At 39.5% G+C, this 23,806-nt stretch carries 15 protein-coding genes and 1 pseudogene; 11 read left to right on the plus strand and 5 right to left on the minus strand.

The window, feature by feature from the left end:
• The first annotated feature begins 114 nt into the window (after positions 1-114).
• Complete coding sequence (locus tag JOC86_RS12625) at positions 115-1,578, plus strand: protein adenylyltransferase SelO (RefSeq protein WP_205173521.1); 1,464 nt, start codon at positions 115-117, stop codon at positions 1,576-1,578.
• An 89-nt stretch (positions 1,579-1,667) separates the two neighbouring features.
• Here JOC86_RS12625 and JOC86_RS12630 read toward each other — a convergent pair whose 3' ends face one another.
• Entirely contained in the window at positions 1,668-2,621 is a 954-nt protein-coding gene (locus JOC86_RS12630; protein ID WP_205173102.1) for an EamA family transporter, read from the minus strand.
• 107 nt (positions 2,622-2,728) lie between these two features.
• On the opposite strand from JOC86_RS12630, the gene JOC86_RS12635 reads away from it, so the two are divergent.
• Complete coding sequence (locus JOC86_RS12635) at positions 2,729-3,619, plus strand: AraC family transcriptional regulator (RefSeq protein WP_239587544.1); 891 nt, start codon at positions 2,729-2,731, stop codon at positions 3,617-3,619.
• Positions 3,620-3,699: 80 nt separating this feature from the next.
• Here JOC86_RS12635 and JOC86_RS12640 read toward each other — a convergent pair whose 3' ends face one another.
• Complete coding sequence (locus JOC86_RS12640) at positions 3,700-5,442, minus strand: ABC transporter ATP-binding protein (protein WP_205173103.1); 1,743 nt, start codon at positions 5,440-5,442, stop codon at positions 3,700-3,702.
• A gap of 591 nt (positions 5,443-6,033) precedes the next feature.
• Here JOC86_RS12640 and JOC86_RS12645 point away from each other — a divergent pair.
• From JOC86_RS12645 to ald, 6 genes and pseudogenes are all read left to right on the plus strand, one after another.
• Positions 6,034-6,486: a GNAT family N-acetyltransferase gene (locus tag JOC86_RS12645; protein WP_205173105.1), complete on the plus strand. Its 453-nt coding sequence runs from the start codon at positions 6,034-6,036 to the stop codon at positions 6,484-6,486.
• Between the two features lie 493 nt (positions 6,487-6,979).
• Positions 6,980-7,378 (plus strand): annotated as a pseudogene (locus JOC86_RS12650) (bleomycin resistance protein); the annotation flags it as partial.
• 426 nt (positions 7,379-7,804) lie between these two features.
• Positions 7,805-8,365, plus strand: a complete 561-nt coding sequence (locus JOC86_RS12655) for a DinB family protein (RefSeq protein ID WP_205173106.1) — start codon at positions 7,805-7,807, stop codon at positions 8,363-8,365.
• A 76-nt stretch (positions 8,366-8,441) separates the two neighbouring features.
• Entirely contained in the window at positions 8,442-9,062 is a 621-nt protein-coding gene (locus JOC86_RS12660; protein ID WP_205173107.1) for a winged helix-turn-helix domain-containing protein, read from the plus strand.
• Positions 9,063-9,135: 73 nt separating this feature from the next.
• Positions 9,136-10,389 (plus strand): MFS transporter, encoded by a 1,254-nt coding sequence (locus JOC86_RS12665; protein WP_205173108.1) that lies wholly within the window; start codon positions 9,136-9,138, stop codon positions 10,387-10,389.
• Positions 10,390-11,103: 714 nt separating this feature from the next.
• Complete coding sequence (gene ald / locus JOC86_RS12670; RefSeq protein ID WP_205173109.1) at positions 11,104-12,231, plus strand: alanine dehydrogenase; 1,128 nt, start codon at positions 11,104-11,106, stop codon at positions 12,229-12,231.
• Positions 12,232-12,362: 131 nt separating this feature from the next.
• Here ald and JOC86_RS12675 read toward each other — a convergent pair whose 3' ends face one another.
• From JOC86_RS12675 to JOC86_RS12685, 3 genes are all read right to left on the minus strand, one after another.
• Positions 12,363-15,839, minus strand: a complete 3,477-nt coding sequence (locus JOC86_RS12675; RefSeq protein WP_205173110.1) for a S8 family serine peptidase — start codon at positions 15,837-15,839, stop codon at positions 12,363-12,365.
• Between the two features lie 597 nt (positions 15,840-16,436).
• Positions 16,437-17,537, minus strand: coding sequence for an agmatine deiminase (gene aguA, locus JOC86_RS12680; RefSeq protein ID WP_205173111.1), 1,101 nt, complete (start codon positions 17,535-17,537; stop codon positions 16,437-16,439).
• 265 nt (positions 17,538-17,802) lie between these two features.
• A complete protein-coding gene (locus tag JOC86_RS12685) occupies positions 17,803-19,206 on the minus strand; it encodes a sigma-54 interaction domain-containing protein (protein ID WP_205173112.1) in 1,404 nt (467 codons plus the stop codon).
• A 167-nt stretch (positions 19,207-19,373) separates the two neighbouring features.
• Between JOC86_RS12685 and JOC86_RS12690 the strand changes: the two genes are divergently transcribed.
• Genes JOC86_RS12690 through JOC86_RS12700 form a run of 3 tightly spaced genes read left to right on the plus strand, consistent with a single transcriptional unit; the run spans position 19,374 to position 23,544 of the window.
• Positions 19,374-20,612: a M20 family metallo-hydrolase gene (locus JOC86_RS12690; RefSeq protein ID WP_205173113.1), complete on the plus strand. Its 1,239-nt coding sequence runs from the start codon at positions 19,374-19,376 to the stop codon at positions 20,610-20,612.
• A gap of 30 nt (positions 20,613-20,642) precedes the next feature.
• A complete protein-coding gene (locus JOC86_RS12695) occupies positions 20,643-22,043 on the plus strand; it encodes an aminotransferase family protein (RefSeq protein WP_205173114.1) in 1,401 nt (466 codons plus the stop codon).
• 28 nt (positions 22,044-22,071) lie between these two features.
• Positions 22,072-23,544: an aldehyde dehydrogenase family protein gene (locus JOC86_RS12700; RefSeq protein ID WP_338021757.1), complete on the plus strand. Its 1,473-nt coding sequence runs from the start codon at positions 22,072-22,074 to the stop codon at positions 23,542-23,544.
• Positions 23,545-23,806 lie beyond the last annotated feature (262 nt).

Consider the following 23,806-nt stretch of genomic DNA (forward strand, 5'->3'; position numbering starts at 1 on the left):
GTATTATGTTAGTATGGAAATAAATACCTGAGAAAATCATTGGATATCAATGGTTTTTTTTATATAAAAGTAAAAACTAGGATACAAAAAGACAAAAGAAGAAAAGGAGATACAATGACAAAAAACGAAACAGGATGGAATTTTGACAACAGTTATTCCCGTTTACCGAAATCATTATTTACTAAACAGGACCTAAACCCAGTACAATCACCGAAACTGATCATTCTTAATTCTCCATTGGTAAAAAAACTAGGTTTAAACGTAGAGGCGCTGCAAAGCAATGATGGTGTAGAAGTGCTTGCTGGCAACCAGATTCCAGAAGGTGCTACGCCTCTTGCTCAAGCTTACGCAGGGCACCAATTCGGACATTTTAACATGCTGGGGGATGGCAGGGCTCTGCTTCTTGGTGAGCAAATAACTCCCAAAGATGAGCGGTTTGATATCCAGCTCAAGGGTTCAGGAAGAACTTCATACTCCCGCGGAGGCGATGGGCGAGCGGCACTTGGACCGATGCTGCGTGAGTATATTATTAGTGAAGCCATGCATGCGCTTGAGATTCCGACCACTCGCAGCCTTGCGGTGGTGACAACGGGTGAGTCTATTATACGCGAAACGGAATTGCCTGGGGCGATTTTGACCCGCGTGGCTGCTAGTCATATTCGAGTTGGGACTTTTCAGTACGCTGTAAATTGGGGGACGACTGAGGAGCTACGGGCTCTCGCTGACTACACATTGGAACGACATTTTCCGGACATTGACGCGGCGCAGAACCGCTATCTTTCCCTCCTTCAGGAAGTGATTAAGCGTCAGGCTAAGCTGATTGCCAAATGGCAATTGGTAGGCTTTATCCATGGAGTGATGAACACCGACAACATGAGCATTAGTGGAGAAACCATTGATTATGGGCCTTGTGCCTTTATGGATACCTACGATCCAGAAACTGTATTCAGTTCCATTGACAGACGAGGACGTTATGCCTATGGAAATCAACCGCCTATTGCCGGGTGGAATCTTGCGCGATTTGCTGAATCCCTTTTACCGTTATTACACGAAAATCAGGATGAGGCTGTTGAGATTGCCCAGAAGGCGATTTCAGATTTTCCTGAGCTGTATCATTCTCATTGGCTCGCAGGTATGAGAGCCAAACTGGGAATCTTTAATGAAGAGAATAAAGATAAGTCTCTTATTGAAGATCTCCTAAATATGATGGAGAAGTATCATGCTGACTTTACTAATACATTCTTAGCGTTAACTTTTGAGAAACAGAAGGATACAGTTCTGTATGGGACAACGGAATTTACTAAGTGGTATGAACTGTGGCAGGAGAGACTGGGCAGGCAGGAGGAAACGAAGGAATCCACGCACAAGTTAATGCGGGAAAGCAATCCAGCCGTTATCCCGCGGAATCACCGGGTAGAAGAAGCACTTGAAGCCGCGGTGAAAAAAGGAGACTACAGTGTGATGGAGCGGCTTCTTGATGTACTTTCAAGGCCTTTTGCACACACGCCTGAACAGGCTGAATACTCCGTCCTGCCTGAACCATCATCCCGTCCCTATAGAACCTATTGCGGGACATGATAGATGGATGACTCTTTCAAACTGAAATGGTACGGAATTTGAAAAGAATGGTCTTAACCAAAAGACCTCCCCCTCAGAGTTAAGAGGAATTAGCTAACTCTGAGGGGCTTTTTATTTTTAAAAGAATGCCTTGTCTTTGAAGAAGGCTTGTTACTTAATGCCAATAATAAAATCATCCCAATGATACAAGCTGTACCAACCCATTGAAAAAATCCAAAAGGTTCTTCTAACCAAATGACCGTTGTTAAAACCGCTGCCAAGGGCTCTAAGCTGCTTAAAAGGCTTGTTTCTTTAGGGGAAAGACTTTGTAAACTTTCTATATAAAACCAAAAGGCAATCATTGTCCCAAATAGGATAACGAAAAGTAAGTAAAGATAGGTTTCTGTCGTTATGCTTGAAACATCTACTTGCCAAGGGGGATGGATAAAGCTTAATGCAAATCCACCGATGATCATAGCCCAGCCAACGATGACAAGAGAGTCATATTGCTTCAGTAAAGGGACGGCATATAATGTATAAAATGCTAACGCTATACCAGATAAAATACCCCAAACGATAGCAAGTCCCGGCACAGACAATTGAGAGATTGAGCCGTTGGTTAATAAGAAAAAGCAACCAACTAAAGCAAGGGACACAGTTAATAAATCCCGTTGTGTAAAAATCGTTTGCTTCCGTAAAACTAAGTAAATGATGATCATTACTGGGGCTAAATATTGTAATAATGTTGCAACCGCAGCATTACCATGATTAATGGATGCCATATACGTGTATTGAACAGCAAGCATGCCGAGTATTCCGAAGATTAACAGTGAAACGGCTGCCCTGCTTTTTTTCCAGACACCTAGGATTTGAGAACGATCCTTACCAAAAAATTGAACGGTTAATAATAAAAATCCAGCTATAAGTAGACGTGTCGTAACAAGCCAATTAACCTGGATTACATCTTGTTGAAAGAGCTTTTGGGCAACAGTGCCGCCGACACCCCAAAAGATTGCTCCCATTATTACGAGGAATAACCCTGTTCTTCTAGTAGGTCTATTCATGATTGATTCTCCACCTTTAAATATAATAATAGTGTTATAATAAGTGAAGATTTCGTTTAATAATACTCAAATTAAACAAAAAAATATAAGAATATTGAGGTGGGGAGTTGCAAATTAAAAATTTCGTGGTTGATCGAAGCTTAAAAGAGCTAACCATACATCGTACAGTCGAGCTACCGATTGCCTGTTACGAAACAACGATTAACCAAAATATTAATGGATATATCCCCCTTCATTGGCATGATGAGCTTCAATTTGTTCTGATTGTAAAAGGGGAAGCCGTCTTTCAAATAAATGAAGAAACTCTAGTGGTTCAAGAGGGTGACGGGTTATTTATCAATAGCGGCTGCCTGCACATGGCAGAAGAAAAGGAACAATCGGGGTGTGTCTATATTTGCTTAAATGTTTCCCCTTATTTCGTATTACCGCAAGAACTTTATACAACTTATGTATATCCCTATATTCAAGCGACGAATTTGCCTTACTTATATATAGATGTGAATGAGACTTGGGGGGGAAACATTTTAGATGCTATTATGAAAATTAATCAATTAATTCAACAAAAATCATCATACTTTGAAATCGACATTGCCATGAAGCTAATGTTTATTTGGCAAAACTTACTCATAAATGGCTTTCCATTAGAATACGATCAGATAGAAATGCAAAAAAGTAATCGAATGAAGCAAATGTTAAATTGGATCCATTTACACTATGCTAAGAAAATCATGTTAGACGACATTGCCAAAGCTGGACAATTAAGTCGTTCGGAATGCTGTCGATATTTTAAACGCATTTTAAAAACAACACCATTAAGATACGTAACCGATTATCGGATTCAAAAAAGCTTAAGTCTGTTGCAACAAGCAGAAGCGAATGTAACGGATGTGGCCTACCAAGTCGGGTTTAATAGTACAAGTTATTTTATAGATAAATTTCGAAAGTCGATGAACATGACACCTTTGGCATACAAAAAGTATAAAATGGAAGATGATTAATTTATTTTGGGTTTTACTTAAATATAAAAAATCGGCACCTTTTTCTTTTAGAAAAGGGTGCCGATTTTTGTTGAAAAAGCCTATACTTGTAATTCAAACTGCTTTGAATATAGAAGCGCATATGCTCCATCGCGTGCAAGTAACTCTTCGTGAGTACCTTGTTCTACTATCCCCTCCTCAGTTAGAACAATAATCCGTCCAGCATTGCGAATGGTCGAAAGGCGATGGGCAATAACGAGAGTGGTACGCCCTTTTGCCAGCAATTCAAGTGATTCCTTGACAATGCTTTCACTCTCGATATCTAGTGCACTAGTGGCCTCATCTAATATAAGCACTGGTGGATTCTTTAAGAATAAACGGGCGATACTAAGCCGCTGTTTTTGACCACCAGAAAGCTTGACCCCTCGTTGACCGATCTCTGAGTGGTAGCCGTTTGGTAAATTCATGATAAAATCGTGTGCATTAGCATGCTTGGCAGCTGCAATAATTTCAGCGTCGTTTGCTTGGGGTTTTCCGTAGCGAATATTATCTATCACCGTTCCTGTGAAAAGGTAAACATCTTGTTGTACAATCCCAATGGTTTTTCTTAAGGATGTCAAGTTGATATCACAAACGTTAACCCCGTCTAGGAACACGCCTCCATCTGTCACATCATAAAAGCGGGGGATAAGCGAGCATAATGTCGTTTTTCCCGCACCGGAAGGACCAACGAACGCAACGAACTCTCCCGGTTGTATATGAAGCGACAGGTTTTCCAAGACATTGTCTATGTGTTCATCATATCGGAAGGAAGCATTTCTAAACTCAATTTCACCGTTTACCTCTGATAGGGTCACGGCATTCGCATTGTTTTTAATGGACGGCTTAAGGTTCATAATTTCCATAAAGCGCTGAAAGCCAGTGATCCCTTCTTGAAACTGCATGCTCATATGAGTTAGCCGTTGAATAGGCTCTATCATAAAGCTGATATACAGTAAAAAAGTAATCAAATCTGCTAAATCTAACGTGTTGCCTACGATACTGGCACTTCCAAAGATCACTACTGTAATCGTAATCAGTTGGATAAATGTTTCAACACCATTGAAAAAATAGGCTTCGGCCTTGTACGTTTTCTTTCGACTATCGAGAAAACGTTGATTTTCCCGGTTAAACTTCTCAATCTCAACAGGCTCATTGGCAAACGATTTTACTACACGGATCCCAGCTAGACTGTCTTCTACCTGTACGTTTACGTCCCCGATCCGCTCTTTGTTGCTTCTTAAGGCCTTGTTCAAAATCTTATTAAAATATAAAGCAAAGCCACCTAAGAAAGGTAAAAAGCAAAATACAGCGATCGTTAATGGTGCATTAATAAAGAACAAGATGATAAATGCTCCAATAAAACGAACGAGATATTTGATATAGTCTTCTGGACCGTGATGATACAATTCGGAAAGCAGCAGCAAGTCATTCGTAATACGAGACATAAGCTGACCCGTCTTTTCCTTATCATAAAAGCTAAAGGAAAGCTTTTGCATGTGCGTAAACAGCTCGCTGCGCAGATCACGCTCCATGCGAGCACCGATTTCATGCCCCTTGTAATCCACAAAGAAGTTCCCGATATTCTGAATCGCGACTAATATAAGCATCAGCCCACCAATCCAATACACTTCATTTAATGCAGTGGACAAGTCTCCTTCCAAAACATCTTTCGTAATATACCGAACGAGTAATGGAAACACCAAAGTCACATTAGATACGATAAAAGCGCACGCCAATACCGAGAGAAACAACGTTAAATACGGCTTGTAATATGAGAAAAATTTTTTTACTGGAAAATCCATGATTTACCCCTTTATGTGTTATTTAAATAAACACATATAAGGGGGTACACCGTTTACAATTTATAAAAGTGTTCCACCCTTATATGTTTGTACGGTTTGATTCGTCATGTTTTTCATGTAAATTGCCTCCTTATTTGGTAATACTTCCATTGTATTCGATTTTATGCAGAAATGAACAGTGTAAATTCTTCATGGCAATATGAAGGGAATTTCTTCTGCTTTCCTTCGCCCTTCATCGGCAATATGAAGGTCATTTCTGCTACTTTTCTACGTGGTAACGTCCTTCACCGGTCTAATAAAAAACATTTTCCATGCTTTCCCTACAAAGTTTTAAGGTAACTTCCTTTCAAAAAATATATTCGAAATTGTTTCTAAAACTTGAAAATATAAGAAGGAAAAGAGGAGTAAATGGAGGATTATGGTATAATAAATTAGTCGAAAAATTCACTCATTAATTTTTTGATAGTCTTTGTAAAGGGAGGCGTTTTATTATGGCAAACAAAATGATTTTTACCAATTATAAATACAAGGGGATAACGCCATATTAACAATAATTTTTAGCGTTTCCCCGAATACGGAAGGGGAAAATTTGTGGAAAAAAGTAATGTGAAACTAGTAGAAGTGAATGCAGAAAACTGGTATGAATGTTGTGAACTAGAAGTTTCAGAGAAACAAGCAAAATATATTGAACCTAATGCTAATTCAATAGCACAATCAAAGTTCGAACCTACACTAAAACCTTATGCCATATACTTTGAAGAACAAGTAGTAGGATTTTTAATGTTTAATTCCGTCAAAGAAGAACTCGATGGTTATTGGATATATAGAATCATGATCGATAAGAATTTTCAAGGTAAAAATATAGGGAAAGCAGCAACTGAGTTAATGATTGCAGAAATGGCTAAATTACCGAATGCGGAGAAAATTGTAGTAGGTTACCAGCCGGAAAATAAGGGAGCCCATTATTTATATTCCGGTTTAGGGTTTATGGATCATGGCGATAGATTCGGGAAGGAAATGGCTGTAATCAAGTATTTAAAATGAGTTAACGAGAATGTAAGAAAGAGGGTTATCTGATAAGTCAATCATTCTACTATCAGATGTATGATTTTGATTTTAGAGATAAGATAAATAACGTTTCTATTCTTAAACTTGTTGGATTTCTCTCTATTTGGACAGCCCATGTTCTACTACTCTACATGAAAAAGATTATTTTTCTTTGTCTCGGATGTCGTAATGCACAATTTTTTAATTCTATGCACCTAATGGACTAGTAAATGCACAAGAATCTAATTTTACGCACGAAAATCCAGGAGAAATGCACGAGATTTTAAATATATGCATATGTTAGGATGTTGGGGAACAAATAAAAACACAGGGCTGTCCTAAAACCAAGGAGACTGGAACAATCATAGATAGAAACCTCTTGAGTATCTTCTATCTATGATTGTTCCAGTTCCCTTTTTAGACAGCCCCTTCTTATGCTAACGGTTGTGGAAATTCAAAGGAAACTAGTAATGGAAGGGGAATTATATAAATGAAAATGATCAGTTCCATTCCAGCTTTACCAGTGAGAAATATTAAGCAAAGCATTGATTTCTATTGCGATAAACTCGGTTTTACCTTGGGCTACCACGAGGGTGGATTCGCGGTCCTTCTTTTCAAAGAGGTTCGACTTATTCATCTTTGGGAGGCAAGTGATGAAAGCTGGCGATCTCGTAACAACTCAAATCCAATTATTTCAGGTGCCGAGTCGTTTATCGCAGGTACTTCCAGTTGTCGGATAGAAGTAGAAGTGGTTGATGAACTTTATAGTCGTATTCAATCATTGGGAATTTTGCATCCTAATGCACAGCTAAGAGATCAGTGGTGGGGTGTGCGTGAATTCGGAATAACTGACCCTGACAATAACCTCATGAATTTTTTGAGAACATTAACGGTAGTAAACCACATTATAATTAGAAGGATCTTTTGTTATTGTTTGATGACATGGGAGAAATCTAAAGCAGGATCATACTATACGAGATTGCTTTAGAAAAAAGGGAGTAATAGAGAGAAACATGCCTTAGTTGGCTTAGAAAATGCCAAAAGAATTTACTTAGAGAGGTATCATCCTGCTTCAAAAATATACCTAGAATAATGTTCCCCTGTTAAATATCCTGATCTGATCGTGAATAATAATGATTTGGATAAGGAACGGAAGGGCAGAAGTATAGGGAATCAGGTGCATTATACAAAAAATAAAGACGCTTTATAAAATTAAAGCAGGGACTTCACCAAGTAACGAGAATACATAGAATTAGAATATAATCAGGTAAACCTTTTTAGAATAACTAGTATTTCATCAAAAAGGAGAAATGATATGAATTTTAACATGAAGGAAGCGATTGAGGTACTTGAGCGCACACCACAAAGTTTAGAGTATTTTTTATCTGGTTTATCGAATAGTTGGCTGCAATCCAATGAGGGGGAAGGCACTTGGAATGTTTCTGAAGTAATTGAGCATCTCATTGATGGGGAGAAAAATAATTGGATGCCAAGGCTGGAAATGATCATGAAGGAGGGTGAAAAAAAGCCATTTCCCCCATTTGATCGTTTTTCGCACTTAAATAATAGGCATGATGGATCAATAGAAAACAAGTTGCTCGAATTTAAAGCGATTAGGTCCCAAAACATAACCAAACTTCAAAGGATGATTGAACCTGATTTGCATCTTGAGTTGACAGGCTCACACCCTGCATTTGGAAAAGTGCATTTAAGAGAATTGCTTTCTACGTGGGTTGTTCATGATTTAACACATATTGCTCAAATTTCTCGGGTAATGGCTGAGAGGTACAGGGCAGACGTAGGACCATGGCAAGAATATTTAGGTATATTGAAAAATGATGTTAACAGAAAAGAAGAGAGGCTTATATACACTTAAAAGGAATGTTTGACAATCATTCGTATTATTATATACTATAATTAAATAAATTTTACCGAGTAAATGGAGTGAACATATGAAGGATATTAAACTGTTGACTACCTATGAACAGTTGAAGGCTTTAAGTGATCCTTTTCGATCTCAGCTCATTTTACGTTTAATGGAAAAGCCTCAAACAGGTCAGCAACTTTCTGAAGTCTTTGACTTGTCACGGGCTCGAATTCATTACCATTTGAAAGAATTAGAAAAAAATGAGCTAGTCGAAATCGTAAAAAGGGAAGAAAAGAATGGGATAGTCCAGAAGTTTTATCAATCTGTAGCGGGGGGATTTGTTGCTGATCGAACCTTGCTGCCCAATTCGGGGGATTTAAGTGAGACAGTTCGGCAAATGATGGTGAATATGCTGGAGCGTTCAAAGATGAGGGTCTTATCTACACCGGAGGAAGCGTTGCAGGAGGAAACTGGTTCACAAGATCCAACTGATTGGAAGTACTTATCGAGTGCATTTGAAATCAAAGCAACTGAAGAGGACTTTAAAGCGTGGCAGAAGAAGTACTATGAACTTATGGATGAACTCGCAGATATACAAAAGAAAAATCCTACAGAGAATGCAAAGCTCTATTATTTCCATTCCCTTGGTATTCAAGTAGACGAATCAATGTTTGATAGGAAAAGGTCTGAAGAGGTGGAGTCCTAATTCAGACTCTTCTTTTAGCTAGTATGTAAAATTTATTTAACCGGACAAAATATTTTTATAGGGGTGTGATTGGATGCAAGAAGCAAGGGCACAAACGAGTGAATTAGAGAAGGAATCAGGCTTATTTCAGGAGAGGTCGTTTGTATTGTTATGGGTGGCGACCATCTTTTCAAGCTTAAGTATGTCGATGTTCATGTTTGTTCAGTCCTGGTACATCGTAGAAGAGTTAGGATTAAGTGCTGCGTTAGGGATTGTCCTGATTTCATTATCGATTCCCCGGATTATTTTTATGATGATAGGTGGGGTGCTTTCTGATATTCGTGACCAATCGAAAATGATGTATTTTTCCGATATATCGAGAGGAATACTTGCTCTTGGGATGGCTGGTCTGTTTGTCTTCACTCATCCTTTACCGATTTGGGTGCTTGCTGTAAATGCCATGCTTTTTGGAATACTAGGTGGGTTATTTGAACCTGCGAGGGACTCGGTTTTACCAATGATCGTAAAATACGAGCAGCTTACACGAGCAAATTCCGTCATTCAGGGTACTATTCAAATCGCATTGTTTTCTGGACCGCTACTTGCAGGCATTGTCCTCAGTTTAACAGGGTATGAATCATTATTTATCATCATTAGCTTATTGTTATTAACAGGTGGGTTCTGTGTACGTCCCATAAATGTAATTAAACCGGAAAGCACAAATACCTTATCATCAAAAGGTTTTGGTCCTCAGCTTAAAGAAGGGTTTGTGTATATATGGAGATCCCGTTTACTAAAATCATTATTTATCATTGCCGTTGTCGTAAATTTTTTTCTTACGGGACCGATGTTCATGGGGCTTCCGATATTTGTTGAAAGTGTTTTACAGGGAAAAGCGAGTGACTTCAGTTATGTACAGGGTGGGTTGACCTTCGGAATGATTGCCGGGTCGATTATAATAGGTGTTTTGAATCTTCGCCGTAAGCGAGGGGCATATGCATTATATCTAATGGCCGCACAAGGCATGGTGATGTTGGCTTTCAGTCAGACAACCACGGTTTGGATGGCCATTGCCGTTATTATTTTTATTGGGATTTTGAATCCTGCCGTCAATATCCCATTAATCGCGATGATTCAGGAACATACAGACAAAGAAAAAATCGGGCGGGTAATGGGCTTGATTCGGATGGCGTCCCTAGGGTTGATGCCATTATCGTATGCGGCGACCTCGGGGGTTCTAGGTCTGGGTGTTTCGATTAGTACCATCATGTTCTGGAGCGCATTCCCATTGATCATGAGCGTAGTGTTGTTGTTTATTTGTTTCCCTTTGTTGCGTGCGGTAGACTAAAAATGGCAAAAAGATCATCGCTTATTTGTTCTTCTACGTATTGGCTCTGGGTAAATAGAAGATTCTTAAGAATATAAATATTTAAGTGGTTTGTATCATATATTTGTCATGATTTTAAAGAAGTTATAGCCTTATTATATAGATCCCAATTTCCCATGATAATGAGAGATTGGGATTTTATTTTGGTAATTCTTAAGTAGATAACGAAAATATGCAGTACTCGCCTAATCCTAAAAACATCTGTGATTCCTCCGGATTCCCATTTATTGATATTCACCTTTAGCAAATCGAGTTTACTTTTCAATCAATCTAGTAATTTTTCAGAATCGAAAATGATTCATTTGTATCGAAATCGAATCATTTATGATGTGGAATGATAGGATTTTTAATTATACCTATCATTCATTCTTTTAATCACCTATTTATTTCGATGAAAAAAGTTGGCACAGATTTTGCAGTTATAAACCATGAGAAGGCTTAAGTTGGTAGAGCCATTAGCTAACTTCTACTAGTGATGAAAGGAGAGTAGGGAAAAAGAGAGAGTTAGCACGTTATTGTTATCGTTCACTGTTAAAAGATTATGAATGGATGTGCAAGTGAAAACAAAATGGTAACAAAGTATTGGATGGGGTTATGGGATTTTTCACTTCAAATGAGTTTTATTTATGGTTTGCAATAACTATATTTTTGAAGAGAGAGTAGGAGGAGAATGTTATGAATATCGGTGTACCTAAGGAAATCAAAAATAATGAAAATCGTATCGCGATTACTCCAGCGGGTGTTATTACGCTTATCAAACAAGGTCATAGAGTGATTGTTGAAGAAGGGGCTGGTAAAGGGAGCGGGTTTGACGATGCCGCTTATCAACAAGCAGGGGCGATCATTGAACAGGATGTTGCTAGGGTTTGGTCAGAGGCTGAGATGATTTTAAAGGTTAAGGAACCACTAGCTTCAGAATTTAAATATTTTCGGAAAGGTCTTATTCTATTTACTTACTTACATTTGGCCGCAGAACCTGCGCTAGCCAAGGCGCTTGTAGAAAATGAAGTAACAGCCATTGCGTATGAAACCGTTCAAGTTGGAGGTGCATTGCCACTGCTTACACCGATGAGTGAAGTAGCTGGGAGAATGGCTGCTCAAATTGGCGCGCAATTCCTTGAAAAGACAAAAGGGGGAAGAGGGATCCTTCTCTCAGGAGTTCCGGGGGTTAAGCGTGGAAAAGTAACGATTATCGGCGGGGGAGTTGTAGGAACAAACGCTGCCAAACTAGCAATGGGGCTTGGTGCTGATGTAACGATTATTGATTTAAGTGCAAATCGTTTACGTGAACTTGATGATTTATACGGGAATGATTTACAAACGTTAATGTCCAATCCAATCAATATTGCTGAGGCTGTTACACAGTCAGATCTTGTGATTGGTGCTGTATTAATTCCGGGGGCTAAAGCTCCTAAGCTCGTTACAAAGGAAATGGTTAAGAGTATGAAAGAAGGTTCTGTTGTGGTGGATGTTGCTATTGATCAAGGCGGAATCATTGAAACGGTTGATCAGATTACAACTCATGATGCACCAACCTATAACAAATATGGTGTTGTTCATTACGCAGTTGCGAATATGCCAGGTGCTGTTCCTAGAACATCAACGATTGCTTTAACAAATGTTACGGTTCCGTATGTATTGGAGGTTGCTTCGAAGGGAGTAGAACGAGCTATAAAAGAAAATCATGCTCTTGCTCTAGGGGTAAATACAGTAAATGGCTCTGTAACTTGTGAAGCCGTAGCGAATGATTTAGGGTATGAGTATGTTGAGCCATTGAAATCGTTAAATATAGTTATGAGTTAATATATTCTGATGTTGAAACAAAGAAAGAGGGTCTGAATTGATCAGACCCTAAGCTTGTAGAGAAATAACATGGGGTTTTTCTACAAGCTTAAAAGCCAGGAAACACCGTAAACGGGGTTCCTGGCTTTCTTTTATTGATGCTTTACTGTAATTTTCTTCGGTTCGGATGTCAGTGACAACCCTTTTTCATCTGTTGCGGTTACGGTTACAAAGTAGTCGCCATTCGGATATTCTTTATTCGGATACCACTTCAGTCCGTAGATAGAATGTTCATTTTCGATATCTGTATATTCCAGCCTATTTCCTTCTGAGTCAGAGATTTCAATGTGCCAGTCCAATCGCTTGTAACCGAAGATGAGCATCGAAGCCGGTTTTGTTTCATTAATGTTGGTTCCGGATACATGCCAGTAATTGATGAACGGATCTGCGTGAAGCAGTTCTTCATTGCCCCAATAGTTTACTCCTATATTTCGGACACCGTCAATCGCGGATATCATTACTACTTCCGGCTTCACATCAGATACATACTCCTTTGCACCATCAGGAAGTGACTTCGGCTTGCCGTTCACCCAGAAAAGGCTGCCAAGATAACCCGTACTATTTTCTTGTACATCCCAAGTGATTTTATAATTACCGTCTTCTTGTTCTTGTACTTGGATGTTTTCCACATCAGGGGCAGCTCCGTCCATTTTGAATGGGATTTTCGTCTGCTGCGGTTCTGCTCCTTCATAGTTTAAAGTGCTTTCATACACATAATAATAATCGCCATTTGGAAGGATGTTACCTTCATCATCAGTTCCGTCCCATAACATCCCATCAAATCCATAGTAGTAATCACGGTATGCCATGATATTTTTACGGAACGCATAAGGGCTACCGTCTTCAGTAAATTCACTGAAGTTTGAAATATTGGCTACTGTATTTCCTTCTTTATCCTGGATGCTTAGTGACATCTCTTTTAGGTTTCGGAATGCGGTAAACGAAGGGTAGACACCTGTCACAACCGAGTTTGGCGAGTATCCAACTTCATCTGGATTGAAATTACCTGTTTTGCTGTCATAACCCAATGGAAGGTTGAGCATGTCGTTCCAAAGTACTGTATATCCAAGGAAAGGATCGCCGTTCACAGGGCTTTCATCAATATTATCAAGGGAATCCCAATCGCCGTAGAAGCCCATGAATGGAACCGTTAAATCCTTCAAATCTTTTACAGAACTTCCTTTCGGTACGAAGCGGACAAATCCTTCTACAAAGCGGTTTTTACTTAAGGAATCTGGAAGTGTAACTGAGATTGTTACTTCGTCATCACGGCGAGGTTTATATTGGATCTTGCTATCTTCACTGAGGATTTTTCCGTTCACCTTGATAACAGCGTCTTCAACCGGGATGCTGTTTAATGTCAAGTACTCTTTTTCCTTGCCATTTATAGATCTCGTTTCTGATTCATCCGTCAGTACATCTACTTGGATTTCAAATTGATGATTCGCTTTTTCCAGCTTTTTAGCCAGAGGTTCTACATCCAGTGTAAAATCGAATGTGCGCCCGACTTCTTTAAGTGCTACAGAAGCTGCCTTCTCGAGCGGTACACCTTCTTGTTTTACTAAATAAGGTGTTTCCACTGCCTTTTCAATTTTCATGATTCCAGACCCTTGTCTTCTCGGTGAGTACGGTGTATTTTCATGATTTGGATTCTTTAAAATATCAGATGTGTTCATAAGAGCCATTTTTGCTTTCAAGATAGTCTCTTCATTTTTCGGCAGTCCCAACTCCTGGTAGTATTTCTGCAGTAACAGCGCTGCCCCTCCCGCTACTTGCGGACTCGCCATGGATGTTCCGCTCATCGTCTCATATTGGTTATTTAATACCGTTGACGAAATTTTGCCGCCTGGGGCCGTGATTTCTGGTTTGAAGCTCAAGTCTGTCGGTGCCCCGTAAGAAGAGAAATGCGACATTGGCTCTGTCGCAGGGTTTTGGACCCACATGCCTTCATCTGAAAGCTTGACCTTAATTTCTTCACCGTCTTGAAGTCTTTCCATCAACCTGTTTCCTGATTCCTGTCCAGTCGTGACAGCGGGGATGAAATTGCGTGAGAACAACAGATTTGGATAGTCTGAAAGTTCGTCTGGAGGAATAACCATGATTGCCACGGCACCCTTCCTTGCCGAATCACGTTGTAAGCTGGAATAGATAGAATAGGATTGAGCTGGTTTAGCGACCACAATTTTGCCTTCAAGGTCTAAGCCCTCAAGATGGCTGCCAAATCCCTCACCCGCAAAAACAAGCTCATATTCCTGACCTGCTTCAAGTTCCTCAGTTAGCTTTTTAGAAGATGACTGGTTTTGGTATCCTAGCATTGTTCCATCATTTAGAGTAAGCGATTCTACTCGCATCAGGTCTGCTTCAGAGGAAGCCACTTGAAGCGCTGAAGGAGTAATCCCCGGGTCACCTACTACGCCGATATCCGGATTTTTCGCCAATGGCAGGTCAGAATCCGGCAACAAGTTCTGCTTCGTGCTGTAAGAAGAATTACCTGCGGAAGCGACTACAAGCACACCGTGATCAGTCGCATACTTGACCGCCCGCTGAACAGGATCATTCGGGTCAACAATTCCTGCATCAGATCCCAAGCTCATGTTAATGACATCTGCGCCAACTTCCACTGCATGATAGATTCCTGCTGCAATGTCATCGTCGTATGCGTATCCTCGGCTGTCCGAAAACACTTTTTCCGCAATCAGCTGGACATCAGGCGCCACACCGACTGCTTTTTTCTGAGATTCTTCAAAGGCTCCTACGATACCGGCGACATGGGTTCCGTGGGAATTACTGTCCGGGATGACATCGGTATCTTTATCAGCCCAGTCATAACCTGTAGGGACTTTATCGGTATACCAGATGTCGTTTGCTTCTGTCTCATTCAGTGTAGACTGGATGTTGTCTTCATTATATTTCGCGTGTTCTTTCCCATTTTCGGTAAGCTGCAGAGCTTCGTGTCTGTGATCGATGCCCGAATCCACGATCGCGACAACCATTCCGTCACCTGTGTAATTGTATTCCGTCCAAACATTCATCGCCTCTACAAGTTCATTGCTGTTCAAATCGTGGTGCTCATAGGTTTTCGCAATACGGATATCTTTTACACCATCAACTTTCTTAATTTTTTCTGCTTCCTCAATGGTTGTCTCCATACTGAAACCGTAAAAACCTTCAGAATATGTATGGATGATTTCAGAACCGCCGCTTCGTTTTTTCATGAAGCTGCTCTTTACTTGTTCTACCTTCTGTTCAGGCTTATCTTTTTTGTCTACATCTACTTCTACTATCAATCTGATATTCTCTTTTGGATCAAAATCTTTCTGCTTCTGCCCGTATAGAGGATGGTCTCCTGCACTATCCTTCCATAGGTTATCTACTTTAGCCTTAGACTCCTTTAACAGAGGAATTGCCTGTTCTGCTTGTCCATTCTCCTTTGGCAGTTCAAATGTTGCCCCAGCCGGCGCTGCGATGCTTCCGGCAATCAAAGCAGACATACCGATTGCCGATAATTTTTTCTTCATGGATCTCTTCATCTTCTCACCCTTTCTCATAGATTTTTTGTGAAGATTCATAGAGGCTTTATTTCCCCTTGGATTCACCCCTTTACATTCAGTTCACATAATACATTTCTTTCTTTATCGAAAAATCCCTATTGGGGGAATTTTTTTGAAATTCTGTCAAAAGACAGTCTATAGTTCCTTATTAATCTGAGAGAATAGTTGTTTTTATTCCTTGAAAAGTGAAGAAAGGCGGATAAAATACTGTATAAATTGGGAAAATTCCCACGGATCAGCCTGGAATTATGAGGTGGAAGGGGTTATCTCCTGATGAAAATGAGGAAATTTTCCTATTAAATATTTAATGGCGGTCTCCTGCTTACTAAGTAAGAGATCCGCCAATAATTAAAATAATGATATTAGAGCACCGTTCTTATGAATGACATTTACCATAGGGCCTGAATTTTTTGATCATCATCTGCTGTACCATATGGAACTTTCTGCTTCTGTGATTTCGGCTTCGCTCGGAACCTGGTTTTGTCCAATAAGCACCATTTCCTTTTTCAATCCTTGACCTTTACTACTTCTTCATGCTCAGGGTCTGAATTGATCAGACTCTCTTTCTATTAGACATTTTTTATAAGATGTATCAAGTTTCCGCAAGAAGACGAATTAGGGCAGCGGCTGCTGTTGAGTAATACAGTGAATATTCCCCCCAGCAACAGATATTTCTCTTGTGTTAACAGGTACAATTTCTCTATCGGGGTACATTTTTTTAAAGGATTCAATCGCGACCTTGTCTTGTGGGTCATCAAATACAGGTAAAATGACTCCGCCGTTACATAGATAGCAATTAATATAGGTGGAAATAAACGTTACTTCGCTGGACCGGCGAAAACTATTATGGGCAAAATCGATTTCTTCACTTTCTGATTGAGTTAAGGTGATTTGGTCAGGTAGGTGAATTTTGTGGATTTTGAGCTTCCTCCCTTTTGCATCGGTTGCGTTTTTTAGAATATTGTATGCATCCTGGAGGACTGAATATTGAGAGTGATTAGGATCATCTGTCCAGCCTATTGCAACCTCTCCTGGACGTACAAAAAACACCACTTCATCCACATGTCCGTCGGTTTCATCCCCTACTAACCCATCCTTTAACCAAATGACTTTTTCGATCGTTAAATAGTCATCTAGCTTCTTTTCAATTTGTTCTCTTGAGAGTGAAGGGTTACGGTTAGGGTTTAAAAGGCATTGCTCTGTCGTAATTAATGTTCCTTCACCGTCTACAGTTATGGCGCCGCCTTCTAATATAAGCTCGTTGGCATCATATCTTTTAACCTGCTCAATTTCTAGTACCTTCTTTTTAACATGTAAATCGAGGTGCCAAGGGAAATAAAGGCCTTCAACTAAACCTCCCCATGCATTGAATCCCCAATCTATGCCACGGATTTCATCTTTGTCATTTTTTACAAATGTCGGTCCCATATCTCTCATCCATGCATCGTTGGAAGACAATTCGATTACCCGAATATGATTTGGCAATTGGGCACGTGCATTTTCGAATTGGTCTGCGGATACGCACATTGTGACGGGTTCAAATTTGGAGATCGCTTTTGCCACTTCAACAAATACGCGTTGCGCTGGTTTTGCTCCAGCTCTCCATGTATCCGTCCTTGTCGGCCAAAGCATCCATGTCCCTTTATGTGGTTCAAATTCCCCTGGCATTCTAAATCCATCTTGTTTTGGTGTACTGGTAGTCGTTGCAACAACCATTTTATATCCTCCTCATCCCGCTTGTCTTTTTCTATGACGATTTATTCGATATGCTCTTAACTTGACTGCATATCTCTATTGAATAACATGCAAAAAATGTGCCAATCCTTATGCATAAGGTGATTGCTCGTTTAAATAGTGAGATGTGCATAAATCTGATTACTTGTGCATTTATCCTGAGTTTTTGCGTAAATTTAGAATCTCGTGCATTAAATAGTTATTTTCGAGCATAAAAATTCAAAAGTAGTGCATTTTCCACTACTAGCTAATCCAAATTATTTAAATGGTACTTTTTGATTCTTCTCGAAATAGAAGATTGTGTGATTCCTAAGGACTTCGCTGCTTTTCTGGTTGTTCCGTGTTCATTTAAGGCGTTTTCAATTAGTTTTTTCTCAATGCTTTCCATATACTGAGGGAGAGACTGATTTTTTAATTGTAATAGATTGTTCTCTTGTTGATGCTGGTCAATAGCAGTAGTGGATTCATTTAGAATTTTATCCGGTAAATCCTCCAGAGTAATGACATTTTTAAGAGAAGTTATCACTAATCTTTCAACTGTATTTTCTAGCTCTCTAATATTCCCCGGCCAGTCGTAATCCTGTAATAATTCTACGGCTTCTTTGCTGAAGGATACGTCACGGGTATATTTTGTTTTAAAGATGCCTAGATAGTGATAGAGCAGCGGCAGAATGTCATCCTTTCTGTCTTTAAGTGAAGGAATTGTAATGGTAATGACGTTTAAACGATAGTATAAATCTTCTCTAAATCTTTTCTGTTTGACCATCTCAAGGAGGTTCTGATTGGTGGCGGTTACAATCCTAATATCAGCCTTTTGGACTTCGGTCCCTCCAATCGGAATATAGGATTTATTCTGTAATAAATGGAGTAGTTTAGGCTGTAGTTGAAGGGGCAATTCCCCGATCTCATCTAGAAAAAGTGTTCCCCCATCAGCTTTCTTGACTAATCCTTGTTTTCCTTTGCTGTTAGACCCTGTGAAAGCTCCCTTCATATAACCAAACAATTCGGACTCCATTAATGTCTCTGGAATTGCACTACAATTAATTTGAACGAAAGGCTTGTCAGATCGAGTGCTTTTTTTATGTAATTCTTCTGCGATCATACTTTTTCCAACCCCGGTTTCTCCATTCAATAAAACCGTCGCATCGAAACTAGCGACGCGATTCATTAACTCGAACATTTCTGTATGCTGCTTGCTTTTACCAATAATTAATTTGCCGTCATTTTCTTTTTTTTGTGTAAATTTCATTTCTTGTAGCTGCTGCCAGTACTGTTTCATTAATGCTTCGGTTTTTTCTAACTTAAACGAAGCTTTTACCGTTTCTGTTATATCTTTTACATGAACTAAAACATACTCTGTGTTTTCTAATTTTATTAATAGTCCGGTAGCAAGGTATTGCCGTCCTTTTGAGGTTTGAACTTTGGTAGTTGTTTCTCTGTTCTTTAATACTATTTTCGTTACAGATGGAGTGAATAACCCGATACTCTCTAATTCCTCCACTGTTTTTCCGATGATCCCTGTGCGATCGATTCCCAATTGTTTTGTGCTCATATCATTAACCCATAGAGCGACACCTTTAGTATTTGCTATAAAAACACCATCATTTAAATGGTTTAAGACCGCTGAAAAATGTTCTGTTGGAAAATTCATAGAAAGCCTCCCTTAGGTGATCAAAATCGACTCACATAGGCGAAATCGATTCAAATTTGAAGCGGATCTGATTCAAACTAGCGTCAATATTATCATTTTTCTGAATTTATGTCCAATTGAACTTTGGCATAGTTTTTGCAAATAAAAAGAGCGAGGAGGGAAAATGATTGGAATCCACTAAACTGAATATTAACAAAAGCAGATTACTAGAAACCATTAACATTAGTTCGTCCATTGGTTCTACAAGAAATGGGGGGCTTAATCGCCTAGCTCTTTCTGGAGAAGATAAAATAGTTAGAGATCAATTTTGTGATTGGTTAATTGACGAAGGTCTAGAGGTAAGAGTTGATGATTTGGGAAACATCTATGGAAGAAGGGCAGGCAGAAACAATTCAGGACCTGTTACCGCGGTGGGCTCCCACTTAGATACTCAGCCGTGTGGGGGGCGGTATGATGGTGTTCTAGGGGTTTTAATTGCATTGGAAGCCATTCGTGTCCTTAACGAACAAAATATTGAAACAGAGAATCCGATTGAAATCATTAACTTTACGAATGAGGAAGGGGCAAGGTTTTCCCCTCCTATGCTTGGCTCAGGTGGAGTAGCAGGGGTTTTTACGAAAGAATTTATTTACAATAGTAAAGATATTAATGGGAAATCTTTCAAGCAAGCACTACAAGAAATCGGGTACATGGGAGAAGAAAAAAATCGAATTAAAACAGTAAAAAATTTTGTTGAACTCCATATTGAACAGGGCCCCATTTTAGACCAAAAAAATAAGACGATTGGCATTGTGGAAGGAATTCAAGGAATGAGCTGGTTAACCGTAAAAGTCATTGGAGAAACCAACCATGCTGGACCAACCCCAATGGAGAATCGAAAAGACGCCATTGTTCCTGTTGGAAAAATGATTACGAAAATCAATGAGATTACACAGGAAATCGAAGGATTAAAAACCACTATAGGTCAATTGAATGTAAGTCCAAATATCTCTAATGTTATCCCTGGGGAAGTGGAGTTTACGATTGATATTAGACATAAAAATGATGAAATTCGAAACCATGCTATTGATAGGTTGAAAGAACAATTAAGTACAATTGCGCTTCTTCATAAAGTTGAGTTAATTATACAAACTTCCTGGGACTCAGATGCGGTTATCTTCTCTCCAGTGATTACTAATATGATTTCTGAAGCAGCAGATCAATGGAATTATTCTTCCATGCATTTATTTAGTGGACCGGGACATGATGCGAAATATATGAGCTTCTTAGGGGATACTGGAATGATCTTTTTACCGAGTATTAATGGAATCAGCCATAATGAAGCGGAATTAACACTAGATGATGACATTGAAAAAGGGGCTAATCTCCTTTTATCCGTTCTATTAAAATTGGCCAATACGAAGTAACGACTATTATAAGATAAGGAGTGTTTAATTATGACTTATAGTAAAGAACAACTTTTAACCAATACAGAAGGATTAACTTCAGAACTAAGTGATTTAGATAAAAAACATTTAATTCACCCTGTAGCCGTTCCGAAACACCATGCTTCAAAGGGACCGAAGATTATTTTTTCTAAAGGTGACGGAATTAATGTGAAGGATCTGAATGAACATACCTATATTGATGGTGTTTCCATGCTTTGGAACGTCAATGTAGGGCATGGCAAGAAAGAATTGGCGGATGTTGCTCACCACCAAATGTCTAAAATGGCTTATAGCTCAACCTTTTATGGTTATGGCAATGAACCTGCCATCCGTCTAGCAGAGAAAATCTCACGGTTAACTCCAGGAGATTTAAATACCGTTTTCTTTACATCAGGAGGTTCAGAGTCGAATGATACTGCATTTAAATTATCGCGTTTCTACTGGCAGCTGAAAGGTTTTAAGGATAAGAGAAAAATTATCTCTTTAAGACGAGGCTACCATGGTGTAACGGTTTCCGCACAAAGAGCTACCGGTATTGATGCCTTCAGAAATTTCTCTGGTTCAACAGACCCAGATATTGTGAATGCAAAGGCTCATCTTACAGAATGTGAGCTTGGAGATAAAACACATCCAGAATATTCTGGTTGTATCCGAAGCGTGATCGAAGAATTGGGGGCAGATAAGATTGCCGCGGTTATTGTAGAGCCTATTCAAGGGGCAGGTGGAGTTCATGTACCGCCTGAAGGCTATTTAAAAGCTGTAAGAGCGCTTTGTGATGAATTTAATATTTTACTGATTGCGGATGAGGTCATCTGTGGATTTGGACGAACAGGTGAGATGTTTGGAGTGAGTCATTGGGACATCACACCGGATCTAATGAGCATTGCTAAAGGGATCACTAGTGGTTACGCTCAGCTTGGGGGGGTGGTCATGAATGATAGAGTTGCTGACACTATCAAAGAATATAACGACATTCTTCCCCATGGCTTTACGTATAGTGGACATCCAACCGCTTGTGCTGTCGGACTCAAAAATATCGAAATTGTCGAGAGAGAAGGGCTTGTTAAGAACGCTTATAAGATGGGAAAAGAACTTGAAAAGGGCTTTACCTATTTAGAAGAAAAGCATGAGTTTTTTACAAACCCAAGAACAGTTGGTTTATTAGCAGGGTTTGATTTAATGAAAGATCCTGTCGTAAATATTCCTTTTGATTCTTCGGTTCAAGCCGCGGTTTCAGTGGTAGAGGAATGTTATCAGCGGGGGCTGCTCATTAGATGTTTTGACTTTGAACCTGGAATGAATATCGTAGCCGTAGCCCCTCCGTTAATAATTCAGAAACAAGAGATCGAAACCATTATCTCTATTTTGGATGAGGCTATGACAGCATTTTCGCAAAAAGTAAAATGGTAACAAAATTTGTATATGTAAGGAGGTCTTTATAGTGGTTAAGATACATTCGGAAGTGATTGAATTTCTTAAGGGTCCTAAGAAATTATTTATAAACGGGGAATGGAAAGAGTCGATCGAAGGGAATACGTTTGAATCAATAAATCCCGCAACCGGCGAGGTGCTTGGACATGTCTGCGAAGCTGGGGTCCAGGATGTTGATTTGGCAGTAGAAGCGGCTTATCAGGAGTTTGAATTTGGAGAATGGTCTTCCATTAGCTCGTACGAACGTTCAAGGCTAATGGACAAGCTGGCCGATTTGATGGAACGTGATATTGAAATTCTTGCTCAAATCGATACATTGGACAATGGAAAATCCATTAATGAAATGTTATCGGCGGATCTTCCCAATGCGATTGAAAACTTACGATATTTCGCAGGATGGACAAACAAGCATTATGGAGAGACAATCCCGATCTCTGAAACCTATTTCAACTATACAAGACACGAACCGGTAGGGGTGGTTGGTCAAATCATTCCATGGAATTTTCCGATTATGATGGCGATTTGGAAAATCGCTCCTGCGCTGGCGACGGGATGTACCATCGTTCTTAAACCAGCAGAACAAACGCCTTTATCAGCGATTTACTTGGGAAAACTAGTTGAAGAGGCCGGTTTCCCTAAAGGGGTCATTAATATCATCAATGGCTTCGGCAAAACCGCAGGGGAAGCTTTAGTGAAACATCCAAAAGTGAATAAAATTGCCTTTACTGGTTCGACACCTGTTGGTCAAAGAATTATGAAGGAGGCTGCCAATACGTTAAAACGTGTGACGTTAGAACTTGGTGGAAAATCCCCTAATATAATCTTACCTGATGCTGACTTGGATAAAGCCATACCAGGTGTATTTTCAGGGATTATGGTGAATCAGGGGCAGGTCTGCTGTGCAGGGTCGAGAGTGTTTATCCCGAGGCATATGTATGAAGACGTTACAAAGAAATTGGTGGAATACGCTGAGAACGTCACATTAGGAAATGGATTAGAAGAGTCCACCACAATGGGCCCATTAGTTTCAAAAAGGCAGCAGGAGATTGTTATCTCTTACATTAATAAAGGCATTGAAGAAGGAGCAAAATTACTGACTGGTGGAAAACCTCTAGAGTCTGGTTTTTATGTTACTCCTGCCGTTTTCGCCGAGGTAGAAGATGGTATGGCGATAGCAAAAGAGGAAATATTCGGTCCTGTCGTTGTAGCTATGCCTTATGATAGTTTAGAAGAAGTCATCGAGCGAGCGAATTCAACAGTGTATGGGTTAGCCGCAGGGATTTGGACAGAGAATTTAAGGAATGCTCATAAGGTTACGAATCTATTAAAAGCCGGAACTGTATGGGTTAATTGTTATAACCTTACCAACGCGGCTGCTCCATTTGGTGGTTTTAAAGAATCAGGCTTTGGTCGTGAAATGGGGTCTTATGCACTTTCTAACTATACGGAAGTGAAAAGTGTTTGGATTAATCTTGAATAAGCTGCTGAGTTAGCCGCCCTCTATGTGGCTAACTATACTAAAAAAAGTAAGCGTTTTCTATAGCTTAATAAAATGGGATTCTTCCTTGTCTTATCTACTTATGAAAAGTAGATAAGACAAGGGGATTTCATACAAGCAAAGATTATACACTTAGCTATTCGTTCGTTAAAAGAGTGGACAAACAAAAGGCTAAACGGCTTTTTAAACCCAAAGTTAAATCGATCCATAAACACATCATTATTATTGGAAAGGATGATTTATA

This window comes from Rossellomorea pakistanensis, from assembly GCF_016908495.1.
GTDB classification, from domain to species: Bacteria; Bacillota; Bacilli; order Bacillales; family Bacillaceae_B; genus Rossellomorea; species Rossellomorea pakistanensis.